The organism is Paraburkholderia sp. EG286A, from assembly GCF_040965375.1.
Lineage (GTDB): Bacteria > Pseudomonadota > Gammaproteobacteria > Burkholderiales > Burkholderiaceae > Paraburkholderia.
The window spans coordinates 846,869-859,048 of record NZ_JBFRCB010000004.1 but is presented as its reverse complement, the minus strand read 5'-3'; the positions used below and the strand labels follow the sequence as shown (position 1 = coordinate 859,048).

The 12,180-nt window shown below is 62.2% G+C and carries 9 protein-coding genes; 2 read left to right on the top strand and 7 right to left on the bottom strand.

Annotated features, from left to right (window positions below):
- Positions 1-73: 73 nt before the first annotated feature.
- The 3 genes from AB4Y35_RS22800 to AB4Y35_RS22790 all read right to left on the bottom strand — a co-directional run bounded on the left by AB4Y35_RS22800 (position 74) and on the right by AB4Y35_RS22790 (position 5,024).
- Complete coding sequence (locus AB4Y35_RS22800) at positions 74-1,186, bottom strand: lactonase family protein (RefSeq protein ID WP_368706032.1); 1,113 nt, start codon at positions 1,184-1,186, stop codon at positions 74-76.
- A 150-nt stretch (positions 1,187-1,336) separates the two neighbouring features.
- On the bottom strand, positions 1,337-2,029 hold the full coding sequence (locus AB4Y35_RS22795) for a DUF1223 domain-containing protein (RefSeq protein WP_368706031.1): 693 nt from the start codon (positions 2,027-2,029) through the stop codon (positions 1,337-1,339).
- 97 nt (positions 2,030-2,126) lie between these two features.
- Positions 2,127-5,024, bottom strand: coding sequence for an EAL domain-containing protein (locus AB4Y35_RS22790; protein WP_368706030.1), 2,898 nt, complete (start codon positions 5,022-5,024; stop codon positions 2,127-2,129).
- 32 nt (positions 5,025-5,056) lie between these two features.
- On the opposite strand from AB4Y35_RS22790, the gene AB4Y35_RS22785 reads away from it, so the two are divergent.
- On the top strand, positions 5,057-6,496 hold the full coding sequence (locus AB4Y35_RS22785) for a GGDEF domain-containing protein (protein WP_368706029.1): 1,440 nt from the start codon (positions 5,057-5,059) through the stop codon (positions 6,494-6,496).
- A 30-nt stretch (positions 6,497-6,526) separates the two neighbouring features.
- Here AB4Y35_RS22785 and AB4Y35_RS22780 read toward each other — a convergent pair whose 3' ends face one another.
- The 4 genes from AB4Y35_RS22780 to AB4Y35_RS22765 form a co-directional block, all read right to left on the bottom strand.
- Positions 6,527-7,387, bottom strand: coding sequence for a substrate-binding periplasmic protein (locus AB4Y35_RS22780; protein WP_368706028.1), 861 nt, complete (start codon positions 7,385-7,387; stop codon positions 6,527-6,529).
- A gap of 84 nt (positions 7,388-7,471) precedes the next feature.
- Entirely contained in the window at positions 7,472-8,173 is a 702-nt protein-coding gene (gene ehuD, locus AB4Y35_RS22775) for an ectoine/hydroxyectoine ABC transporter permease subunit EhuD (RefSeq protein WP_368694880.1), read from the bottom strand.
- 69 nt (positions 8,174-8,242) lie between these two features.
- Positions 8,243-9,049, bottom strand: a complete 807-nt coding sequence (locus AB4Y35_RS22770) for an IclR family transcriptional regulator (RefSeq protein WP_368706027.1) — start codon at positions 9,047-9,049, stop codon at positions 8,243-8,245.
- Between the two features lie 567 nt (positions 9,050-9,616).
- Complete coding sequence (locus AB4Y35_RS22765) at positions 9,617-9,976, bottom strand: DUF3564 family protein (protein ID WP_368706026.1); 360 nt, start codon at positions 9,974-9,976, stop codon at positions 9,617-9,619.
- A 270-nt stretch (positions 9,977-10,246) separates the two neighbouring features.
- Here AB4Y35_RS22765 and AB4Y35_RS22760 point away from each other — a divergent pair, with 270 nt between their 5' ends.
- A complete protein-coding gene (locus AB4Y35_RS22760) occupies positions 10,247-12,133 on the top strand; it encodes a putative bifunctional diguanylate cyclase/phosphodiesterase (protein ID WP_368706025.1) in 1,887 nt (628 codons plus the stop codon).
- Positions 12,134-12,180 lie beyond the last annotated feature (47 nt).

Here is a 12,180-nt window from a genome sequence, read left to right as displayed (position 1 = left end):
AAATCAAGCGAATGCGCGGATTTCGAAAACCTCCTCTACAGCATCGCTTTGATCAGACGTGACTCCCGCACGCCTAGCGCGCCGCGATCCCCTGGGCTCCAGGCGGTACGCCGGTCACGGAACCCACCGGTTCGAGCGTGCCGTCGGGCATCACGCGAAATCCGGTTACGGCGCCGTTGCCCTCCCGCACATAGAGGAATTTGCTGCGACTGCTGAGCGCCATGTCGAGCGGCGCGCTGAGCGTACCCGCAGCGGGATTGAGCAGGCTTATCTTCCCGTCCGCGGCAATGCGCAGACTGCTGATCGTGCCGCTACCGGCATTGGCGGTATAGGCGAAGCGTCCGTCGCCAGTTGTGACGAGCCAGCAAGGAGCGGACTGGCCCAGCGGGATCGCCGCGCTGATCGAATCGAGATGTTTGCCGTCTTCGACTTCGTATGAGGAAACCGAACCGGACCCGGCCTCGGAGACGATGGCATAACCGCGTGTCGTGACGGAAAAGCCGAATGGCGTTACGCCGTTCGAGGCATGCGGGGTCGATGTCGAGGCGTAGCCGGTAAAGCCGACAGAATAGGTGTCAATGAGCTGCGTACCCTTTTCGGTCACGAGCAATTCGTTGCCTTCCGGTGCGAACCTGACTTGCGCCGGCTGGGCGGAGGTACCGCCAGCGAGTGACCGTTGCGAGCCGGGTAACGCGACGAGGCGCTTGCCGAACGCGTCGACAAAATAGCCGCTAATGTTCGGCGTGCCGCCGGCATTGAGCACATACGCGATCGCCCCCTTGACCGTCACGCTGACGGGCATCTGACCGCCCGACGGCTTTCTGTCGAGCAGCGTCAGCTTGCTGCCGTCGATTGCGAAAAGCGAAACGTCATTGCTGCCTGCATTCACGGCGAGCAGAAAGCCCGAGTCCAACGTCAGCGCGCCCTGCGAGCCTAGCGGATCGGCGCCCGTGCCCGTTCCTTTTCCGCCGGTTTGATAGGTAGCCGCGTAGGCCAGTGTTCCGTTCGTGGCTCGAGCATAGACGAGAACCGAGTTTCCGGAAGGCTGGTTCGACATGACGTAGACCGCCCCGGGCGGATCGACCTCGGAAGCGGTTTGCGCAAAGCTGCTTGAAGCGAATCCCAGCGCTGCGGCGAACGCGATGGTCCGCAAAGGAAACGATGAAGCGTACGTGACAAATGACATGACGAACTCCTTGCCTGGTAGACACGACTTCGTTAGGGGAACTGCCACTGCACTGCGCACTCCTTCTGCTCTCGTAGCGTCGCTTGCGAATATAGGAAGCACACCTCATTAATGACAACGGAGAGACCTGATGACGTCATCCCTGGCGGCTCAAGGCGCGCCGTTGGTCACTCGTGCCGCGCCGATGATCGCCCCATCCGGCGACTGGATCAGGATTGCCGCCTGTTCACCAGCCGGCGACGCCGGTTCGAGCTTCAATGGCGCGCCGGTCCATTCGCCGACGGCCTGTATCGAGCGAACGACATTGGACTCCCTGAGCGTGCGCCCCGTGTTTTCGCCTCGCCCGACCTCGGTCACGTGCGCGGTGTCATAGCCAACCAGCAAGACCCGACCGTGGCCGGTGCCGCGCCCCACCATGACTGATAACGTCCCGCCGCGGCGCACGCCACTCACCTCCACCCCTGCCTCGTCCGCTTTCTGCGCGATCGCGATCGCCGCCTCGGCTGCACGTCGATTCGAACCCACCAGTCCCTTCTGGCCGTCGATCACCATTTCCGGGGTGTAGGCGCTCTGACCAAAACGGGCGCTGTACTCGGCCTGGCGCTGTGTGGCGGCTTCCAGCGAATAAGGGTCGCGCCAGCCCAGGCCGTCCCAGTACGTCACGTGAAACGCGAGGGGAAGCACGTCCTGACGCTCACGCGATAGCTCAGACAGGTAGGCATCCGCGGGAGGACACGAGGAGCACCCTTCCGAGGTGAACAGCTCGACCACGACCGGCCTCGCTGACGCCACGACGGGCGCGACGAGAAAAAAGAACGCCAAAGCAACGAGCCGAACGGACATGATCGGTCTCCAGGACGACAGGACTGCCTCTTAATTCGTTCGGTTACGCATTCCGGTTACAGCCGGAAGGAATTTGTTTCGTCGGGCCTGGCCAACCTTACGGATTGACGCCGTCCGCAGCGCCGGGATCGAGAAAACGGGGAAGCGCTGCAATGGCAGGCTGTGGCAGCGGCACGCTGTAGAGAAAGCCCTGCGCAATCTCGCAACCATGCGCGTCGAGAAAGGCGGCCTGCTCCATGGTTTCGACGCCTTCGGCAACGACCCGCTGCCCGAGGCAACGGGCGATGGAAAGGATCGCCTTCACGAGTTCGGCATGGCGCCGGTCCGTCGTGACTCGCTGCACGAACGTACGATCGATCTTGAGCGTATCAATCGGGAATCGGGTCAAATAGCTGAGTGCGGAATAGCCGGTGCCGAAATCATCGATCGCAATCGACAGGCCCATGCTTTCAAATTCGAGGAGCGCGCTCAGAACCGAGTCGTCTTCTTCCAGCAGCAGACTTTCGGTAATCTCGAACTCCAGCCACTCCGGTCGACAGCCGGTTTCATCGAGCACATCCTTGACCGTCAGCGCGAGGTCGCGCGACTGAAACTGTCGTGCGGAAAGATTGATCGACACCCTGTGGCGCGCGGCACGCCCGGTATTCCATTCGACGGCCGAGCGACAAGCTTCGCGAAGCACCCACCGCCCAAGCTCGACGATCAGGCCGGTTTCCTCCGCGAGCGGCACGAACTGATCCGGGCGAATGAAGCCCTCTCCGGGGCGATTCCATCTCAACAAGGCTTCCGAACCGATGACTTCCGCGCCGCGCAGCGTCACCTGAGGCTGGTAATACAGCTCGAACTCGCCCAGATCGACTGCACGCCGCAGCTCCGACTCGAGCGAAAGACGCGCCGTGGCCTCGACGGTCAGGTCCTTCGTATAAAAGCGAAAGCCGCGACGCCCTGAGCGCTTCGCGAGGTACATCGCAGAGTCGGCGTATCTCAACAAGTCTTTCGCGTCGGTGCTGTCGAGCGGATGCAGCGCGATCCCGACGCTGCACGATATGAACACTTCTCTTCCGTCGAGCAGGAAAGGCTCGTCGAGCCGCCGGATGATTCTCGCGGAGATCTCCTCGAGGATGTCGCGATCGGCGATCCCGGGCAGCAGCACGGCGAACTCGTCCCCACCGAAGCGGGCAACCGTGTCTCCCATACGCACGCATGAAACCAACCGATGCGCGGCCTCGCGCAGCAGCTCGTCACCGACCGCATGACCCATCGTGTCGTTGACACCCTTGAAGCGGTCCATGTCGATCATCATGACGGCCGTATAGTGGCCGTGCTTGCTGTTCGAGATTGCCTGACGCAATTGCTCGTTGAACAGGACGCGATTCGGCAGCGCGGTCAACGCGTCGAAATACGCCATCCGATGGATCTTCCCTCTGGAAGCGTGCAGTTCCGAGATATCCCGCCCTACGGCAAGGACGGTTTCCACCTTGCCGTCCTCGCCCAGTTCCGCTGTCAAGCGGATCAGCTGGCATAGTTCCCGGTTCTCGTCAGGCCCCCAGACCAATTCGAATTCCCTGTCGCTTGCCGTTGCGAATACTTCCCTGAGTCGCTGCTCATAGAGGACGGACCCTGGCCCGCCCGGATATTCGGCCGGCGTCCTGCCCAGCAGCGCTTGTGCCCCTCCACTGGCCAGCGCGGCGAAGGTTGGATTGACGTAGAGGCGTCGGCAATCCCGTCCGTAACGGGCGACCGTATCGGGCGAGTTCTCGACGAGGGTTCGAAACTCGCGTTCCCGGCGGGCCAGTTTTTCCTCGAAACGGCGCCGTTCACTCATGTCGCGTGCCACGCCGAGGACGCCCGCCACCGTCTCCCCTGCGCCGAACACCGGCAGGCGTCGGGTTTCGAGCAAGGTCCGTTCACGGGTCGCCGGAGCGACCACCCAATCGTCGTTCACGCAAACATGCAGCGCATCGATTGCTGCCTTGTCGCGCTCCCGGAAGTAGTCCGCCAGCTCGGCATCGAAAATGTCGTAGTCGGTTTTCCCGAGAATTTCTGCTTTCGGCTTGCCGACAAATTGCTCGAAGCTGTAATTGCAAAGCAGAAAATTGCCAGCGGTGTCCTTCAGCCACACCAAATCGGGGATGGTATGGAGCACGGTCATCAACTGTGCGCGCGCGTCGGACAGTTGACGCGCCTTGTCTTCGAGGCGTCCGTTGAGTTGCAGGATCCTCTCGTATTGGGCCCGCTGCTCGGACTCCGCCTGCTTACGTTCGGTGATGTCCAGAATCGCACCGATCAAGCCGGCCTGGCGGCCGTCATCGTCGTGGAAAACCGCCTTGCTGAATTCCACGTCGCGCACCGCTTTCCTTGCGTTCTGGACCTTGAATTCGTAGCGCTGGATGCCGCCTTTCGCGAACAGCGCCTCGTCCATGGCGAAATAGGTTTGCGCCAGCTCGGGCGGACTCGTCTCAAAGACGGTCTTGCCGATGAAGCGCTCCTTGGGGACGCCAAGAAATTCTTCGAAAGCCCGATTGAGATGAAGGTACCGCCCTTCCCTGTCTTTCGAAAAGACCGGAATGGGCATGGTATCGAGCAACGATTCGAGAAATGACTCGCGTTCACGGAGCTTGGCCTCCGCACGTTTGCGCGCAGTGATGTTGAAATAGATCGCCAGCACCGCAGGAGCCGCGTCCGGTGTCGGATGGCTTACGAACTGCACGAGGTAGTGCTCACCCGGCGTTTGCGGCAGGCCGTCGAACGTCAGCTCCAGCTCGCGCGCAACGCCCGTGATCGCGACTTCGCGAATGGTATCGAGGTACTGCTGCAGTGTCTGGGGTGAAAACATCCGCGCTTCGGCATGCGTCGCGCAGGCGCTTTCGGATGCTGCCCTCAACATCGCCAATGCCGCGCTATTCAGGTAGCGCCGTTGGCCCTGCGCGTCGTAACGGACGACCGGCATAGGCAGGTTGCCGAGCGGCTCGCCGTACTCGCTTTCTGCGTCCATTCCAGGGTTTGTCATGCTGTCAAAGAGAATGTGTGCTCGTACAACGCCATCTACGCACGCGTTCCCGGAATCGGCAACTTCAACAACGCGCAACACGGCATGCCATCCATGCGCTAACGGCAGGATACGGGAATTCTGAAGAGCGTAAAAATGGGCGCCGATGGATTTCCGGCAAGCACATCGCGGGTATTGCGTGCGAATTCATTCAACGCTTGCGTGTGTTATCGATCACGCCTCACTCTGGCATCGCGCTCGACGACATCGATATGTTATATAGGCGCAGTGCCTACTCTCGCCGAACCTGCATGCCGCTCTTCGATCTGCGCACGGTCATCCTGATGTCTTCGGTCATGCCGGGACTCATGGCAATCGCGTTGTTCTCACTGGCCCGAAGCTTTCCTCAGAACATACGCGGGGTTCGTCATTGGGCATCGGGTGCGCTCGTGGTCAGCGTATCGGTTCTTCTCCTCGCGTTTCGAGGCAGCGTGCCGGACTGGCTTTCGATTCTGGTTGCGAACTGCGGCATCGTTTTTGGCGCGGGGCTGGGACTCATTGGCACCCAACTCCTCTATGGGTGCCAACCCAGCTGGCGCTTCGTCTCGCTGCTCGTCTTCGTCGCCGCGGCCGGCATGACCTGGCTGTGGCTGGTCCATCCATCGGTTGCGGGCCGCACGATCGTAATCACCGGGGTGCTCGCGGTACTCTACGGCACGCACGGCGTGGTGATGCTCCACCTTGGCCGACCCAGCCGCACGGCGCTTGCCGTTGGCGCACTGCTGCTTGCCGAATGCGCAGTGGCGGGCGCACGCAGCATCTCCGTTGCGCTTGCGACGAGGGGCCTGCCCGATCTCTTCCATCCGGAGTGGATGCAGACGCTCTATCTCACCGCGGGCGCCGCATTTTCCCTGCTCGTGACCGTGGGCCTGCTGCTGATTGCCATGGAGCGCTTGCGCATCCGGCTCGAGCGGCAGTCGTACCGCGATCCGCTGACCGGTTTGCTGAACCGCCGCGCGCTCGCGCTCGCATTCGAAGAGGAACGTGAACTGGCGAAGCGCAACGGGGCCGTGCTCTCCATGCTCCTGATCGACCTCGACCACTTCAAGCGGGTCAACGACGAGCACGGGCACGATATGGGCGACAACGTCCTGATCGACTTCGCGGAGCGCGCCAGTGCGGCAATACCGGCCTCAGCGTATCTCGCGCGCTGGGGAGGAGAAGAGTTCGCCGTGTTGCTGCCGGCACTCTCCCTGCAACAGGCTAACGATCTGGCCGAAGTGGTCCGCACGCGAATCGCTCAGCCCGGCTTCACTGCGCCCGTGATTCGATACACATGCAGCATCGGCGTGGCCTGCCTCGCCGCCGCGGAAGCGACGATCCAGCAGCTGGCGCGCGATGCCGACACGGCGCTTTATCACGCCAAGCATCTCGGCCGCAACCGCGTCGAGATCTGCGACCGCGCATTTGCCGCCTGAAACAGACAGGCAGGCTGGTACGCGACGAAATCAGTTCTTCACCGGGAAATACCAGAGATTGCGGTCGGTATAGCCGAACTGCCTGATGATCGATCCCAGCGTGCCGTCGGCGCGAATTTCGTCGAGCGTTCGCGACACCGCGTTGTTCAGATCGACGTCGCCTTTGCGCAACGCGTAGCGCGCGTAGCCGTACTCCTGCGGCAGCGGCCGGTAGTCCGCCACCATTTGCATGGCGGCAGAGGGATGCTGCTTCAGGAATTGCCCGATCTTGATGTCGTCTTCCATCGCAACGTCGATGCGCCCCGCGATCAGATCGGAGAACTCCGCCTCGTTGCTCGTGTAGAGCTTGAGCTCCTTGAGGTCCTTGCGCCCTTCGAGCAACTGGTGATTGAAGCTCCCGCGCACCGTGCCGACGGTATGCCCGGCAAACTCGTCCCACCCATGAATCTTCGACGGATTGCCGCGCTGTACCGCGATGCCCGATCCGTACCAGTATGCCGGGCTCGTGAATGCCACGACGCGCAGCCGCTGCTCGTTCTCGTGCAGGTTGTCGACGATGACGTCGGCGCGGCCGGCGAGCAGTGCCGGAATCATCGCGTCGAACGGCACGATATCCCACGTGACCTTCGTGATCTTGAGCCGCTTCGTGATTTCGCGGAAGATGCGCACGTCCGCGCCGTCGAACGTGTGAGTTTTTTCGTCCCGGAAGGTCGACGGCGGGTCGGCGGCGATCACGAGCGTGATGCCGTTCCTGATTGCCCGCGCGTACGAGCCGTCTCCGCCATCGAAGTGCGCGTCGCCGATTGCGCTGCTATCGGCCGCATCGGCATTGGACAGCAAGGTTGCAACACCCATCAATATCGATGCAAACGCCAGCGTAGCTTTGCGCATGAAACACCCCGAATTGGTTAGTTATCCAGATGTGACGAATCGATCGCGTCATTCGCCTTGCTGCCTTACGTACGAGCGCGACGGTCATCGTGGACGCACTGCGGCGTTCGCCGGCCGCGCGGTGCCCATCTTGCGCTCGAGCCAGTGCACGACCAGGGCGCTCGGCCAGGAAAACGCCAGATAGAGCGCGCCGACCAGCGTGAAGATCGTGACGTACTGGAAGTTGGTCGACGAAATGATCTGGCCGGTGAACATCAGTTCCTTGACCGTCACGATCGACACGAGCGAGGTGTCCTTGAAGAGCGAAATCGCATAGTTGCCGAGCGGCGGCACGACGATGCGGATGGCCTGGGGAAGCACGATCAGGCGCAGCGTCTGGCGGCCGGACATGCCGAGCGCCTTCGCGGCTTGCGTCTGGCTCTTCGGCACGGCTTCGATGCCCGCGCGATACACCTCGGCGAGGTACGCTGAATAATTGATCGACAGCCCGATGACACCCGCCGTGAACGGCGCGAAGCGAATTCCGAACGAGGGCAGCACGAAGTAGATGTAGAACAGTTGCAGCAGCGCGGGCGTGCCGCGTATGACCTCGATATAAACCGATGCAATGGCTCTCGGCAGCCGCGCGCGGCTGATTCTGGCGATGGCGAGCAGCAGGCCGAACGGCAGGCTGAGCGCCAGGATGCTGAAGGTCAGCTCGATGCTCGTGAGCGCCCCTTTGAGCAGATCGGGCAGATAGCTGTTCGCGTCGTGCAGATCGAACAGATCGAAAAAGGTGGTCAGCATGAGGTCCTCGCCCCGTCGCGGGGGCACCAGTGATCCGCCGGGAGATGCGTGCTAGCTCGCCGCGCCGCGTTACGCGCCAACCTGCGCGCCGAGCATCCGGCTGATGCGTTCTGCATGGTTGCGCAGCGTGCGCCCCAGCGCGTGCAGGTCGTCGTCGTCCAGTCCGTTCTTGAGCGTCGTCACGCTGATCGCAGCCACGCCTTCGCCGTCGCGGTTCGTAATGGCCGCGCCGACGCAAACCACGCCCAGATTGTCTTCTTCGTCGTCGAATGCGTAGCCGCGCTCGGCGACGAGGATCAGATCCTTCATCAGTTCCGCGGGCGTCAGGCGGGTGTACTCGGTGCGGCGCGGCATGCCGGTATGGGCGAGCAGCTTGACGACGCGCGCGGGCGGCAATAGCGCGAGCAGGGATTTGCCGAGCGCCGAGCAATGCGGGAGCTCGCGTTGTCCGAGCGCGGACGCGATCCGCACGATGCCGGGCGCCTCGACGCGGCTGATTGCGACGGCGTAGCCGTTGTCGTCGAGCACCGCAAGCCGGGACGTGAGACCGGTCGTGTCGGTCAGCTCGCGCAGAACCGGCATCGCAAGCTGGGAGATGCCGACGTCCGCCGCCGCCCGGTCGCCGAGATGCACGAGCGCAAAGCCGAGCCGATAGCGTCGTGAGCCGCCAAGGCGTACATCGGTGACGTAATGACGGGCGAGCAAGGTCTGCAACAACTCGAACGCCGTGCTCTTCGACACGCCGATTGCCGTCGCAATTTCGGCAACCGTAAGCCCCTCGTTATCGCCGGCCCCCAGCGTCTCCAGGACATCGAGCGCCCGGCTGACGCTGCGAAGCGCATTGCGCTCCCCAATGGTTTGGTCCGTTTGTGTCATTTGTATTTCGTCTTTTATCCGCTAGCGGGCAGTCGAGCGTTTTAGCCAGCTTAGCGCTGCCAATATTGACAGTCATCAAGGTGGAAACTACCATAAATAAGCCGCCGAACGACGTTCGGTCTAGCCGAACAAAATATCTATTCGGCATACAGGACGCCTGATTCGTGGCGTGGCTTACCCAGGTAAATGACAACAGGAGGCCGCAGGGCCGGTGGTGCGCTCGGGGCATGCATGCGCGGCGCCATATTCCGACGGCAAATAAAGATGGGAACAGTGTCAGAAAGGGGTTTGGACGGGGGCGGGCAACCAAGAAAGTCGGGCGCCTGGTCGTCGCAAGTCGCTCACAGCGACATCCTGCACATTAAATCCGTGATTCAGCGATTGTCTGCAGAGGACCTGAACGAGTCGCGTTTGCCGCCGGCTTATTGGCGAAAGCGCTTGCAGGAAATCATGCAAAGCCATCAATTGTCGAAAAGCCAGTTTGACGAAATCGACCGGCTACTCGCGACATTGAAGGAGTAATGGCGCACGGCATCGGCGATGGCTCGACAGCCATCGTGCGAACGACTAGCAGGCAAACAGCGAATTCGCGGCGCGCACCGATTTACGGTCAACCGCCTGCAAGCGCCACTGCCATGCTGTTTCGTTGCACGCACTGCTGTCCGGCCAGCTCGCATCGCCATGCCCGGAATGGACTTCCTGCCGCTCGTCCAGGCTGAGACCGCGCATGATGCAAAGGGGTGCATCGGTTAGCGGAGCGCATAAGACCGTCTCGTCGCCGCCGGCGCGGACGTCGCCCCACGAAGGCAGGTCGACCCCTTCGTGTGACTCGCGCGACCAGCGTTTCTGGTCGAGATCGATCCACACAAGGGCGAATTCGTGTTTGTCTGCCGGGTCAGAACCATTGATCAGGATGGTCAGTCGCATGAGCACTCCGTGCAGTGCGGCTCGTTGGTGGGATCGCGGCGCGAATCGCAAGCTGTCAGTCTAGAAGTTCCGCAACGGAACGCAAGCGGATTTTCCATATATTGGGAAAACTCCGTGGTGCGGATGCGCACATAACGCGAAGGTCAAGCCGGGACCCGAAGACGTCGGCGCAGCTTCGGTTCGCCCGGGGGTCGGAATGAGTTCTCCGCATCCTGGCGTCCGATCTGGTCTATGCTCACGAAATCATATGATTTGAATCGGGGAGACGACGTGCTTACGTCCGCCAGGGGCGACAAGTTCTGGACCGCCGGCATTTTGCGCCGCATTTATGTTCTCCGGGTCCTCGGCTACGCGATCGGCTCCATCCCCGTTCTGTCCTTGCTGCACGTGCAACATGCGCCGGCGTTGCTCTTCGCTGGCGTTCTTGCCATCTGTCTCGTCTGGCCGCATGTCGCTTATTCGCGGGTACGCGCCAACACTGACGATGCACTCCGCAAAGAGAAATGGAATCTGCTCTTCGATTCGGCGTTCGGCGGCTGGCTGGCCGCGGCGGTTCATTTCGAACCGGTCGCAACCGTCGTCATCCTGTTGATGTTTGCGCTCGACACCATGGCCGTGGGTGGTTGGCCGGTCTTCGTCGCCGGGGTGGGCGCGAGTGCGGCGGGCCTGATCGCCGGGGCGGCGATCTTCGGTGTCGCCGCCACGCCGCTGGACGTACGGATCGCGCCGGTGTGGCTGCCCATCATCTTCATCTATCCACTCCTGTTCGCCAAAACGACCCATGACGTGTCGGTCAGGCTTCTCGATCGTTCGCGCCGTTTGCGCGAACTCAGCGAATGCGACAGCCTGACCCGGCTCGCGAATCGTTCGGCGCTCAGCGCACGATTGCAGGCACTCCTGACTGACCCCGCCCGGCACGGCGAATCCGTCTATGTCGTTTTCCTCGACCTGGACACGTTCAAGACCGTCAATGATGCGCTCGGGCACAGCGTCGGCGATCAGCTGCTCGTCGAAGTTGCCGGGCGTCTGCGGGGCTGCGCGCGGCCGGGCGACATTCTCGGTCGTTACGGCGGCGACGAGTTCATGATCGTTGCGCCGCGCGGGCGCGACGACACACGCTTCGACCTTCCCGACGCCGTACTCGCGGCAATCGCGAAGCCCGTGCTCGTCGGCGGGAATGAGCTCGTGGTGAGCGCCAGCGTCGGTATCAGCGTGTTTCCAGCGGATGGAGACAATGTGGAAACGCTGATCTCGTGCGCGGACATGGCGATGTACGCGGCCAAGAGTCGTGGCCGCAATTGCTGGGATCGCTATCGGCCTGAGATGGGCGAGAACGCCGACGCAAAGCTCATCCTTTCGGCACGGCTGAGAAAGGCGATCGAAGCAGGGACGCTGCGCGTGCACTACCAGCCGCAGGTCGACATGCGCAACGGCCACGTGCTTGGCGTCGAAGCATTGGCGCGTTGGCACGATGAGATTTACGGCGAGATCGCGCCGGCCGAATTCGTTTCGATAGCGGAAGCCTCGGGATTTGTCGAGATGCTCGGCGAGTGGGTGCTGCATGAGGCCTGCCGGCAGTCGGCGCTATGGAGGCACATGGGGATTGCGCCGGTGCGCATCGCGGTCAATCTGTCGCCGCTCCAGTTGCAACGCACGGATATGGTCGAGACGTTTCAGACCATCCTGCAGGAGACGGGCGTCGATCCGACGATGCTCGAGCTCGAGGTCACCGAAACCGCGTTGATGAAGCAACCGGAGATCGCCGCGCGCCGCCTTCACGCATTTCGCCGCGCGGGCATCCGTATTGCCATCGACGATTTCGGCATGGGCTACTCGAGCCTGAGTCAACTGCGCGCGCTGCCGGTCGATCGCATCAAGATCGACCGTGCGTTCGTGCAAGGCGTTGGGGAAACGGACACGGGTGCGATCGTGAAGGCGATGGTTACGCTTGCGCAGTCGCTCGGTTTATCCGTCATCGCCGAAGGGGTGGAGACGCTCGCGCAGCAGGAGTTCCTGCTCGCGCTTGGTTGCGTGGAAGCGCAGGGATTCCGCTTCAGCAGGCCGCTCGATGCCGAAAGCATCACGCGTGTGCTCGCCGACGGCGGCCCGCTACCGCGGCCTTCGCTTGCCACGCTCGGCGAAAACGTCATCGTCTGAGCGGCGCGACGCGACGCGACGCGGGCCAGCGACGCCTGAAAGCTCGC

Coding starts and splice junctions, on each gene's coding strand:
- AB4Y35_RS22800 (WP_368706032.1), bottom strand. CDS start 1,186: ATGTCATTTGTCACGTACGCTTCATCGTTTCCTTTGCGGACCATCGCG.
- AB4Y35_RS22795 (WP_368706031.1), bottom strand. CDS start 2,029: ATGTCCGTTCGGCTCGTTGCTTTGGCGTTCTTTTTTCTCGTCGCGCCC.
- AB4Y35_RS22790 (WP_368706030.1), bottom strand. CDS start 5,024: ATGGACGCAGAAAGCGAGTACGGCGAGCCGCTCGGCAACCTGCCTATG.
- AB4Y35_RS22780 (WP_368706028.1), bottom strand. CDS start 7,387: ATGCGCAAAGCTACGCTGGCGTTTGCATCGATATTGATGGGTGTTGCA.
- ehuD (WP_368694880.1), bottom strand. CDS start 8,173: ATGCTGACCACCTTTTTCGATCTGTTCGATCTGCACGACGCGAACAGC.
- AB4Y35_RS22770 (WP_368706027.1), bottom strand. CDS start 9,049: ATGACACAAACGGACCAAACCATTGGGGAGCGCAATGCGCTTCGCAGC.
- AB4Y35_RS22765 (WP_368706026.1), bottom strand. CDS start 9,976: ATGCGACTGACCATCCTGATCAATGGTTCTGACCCGGCAGACAAACAC.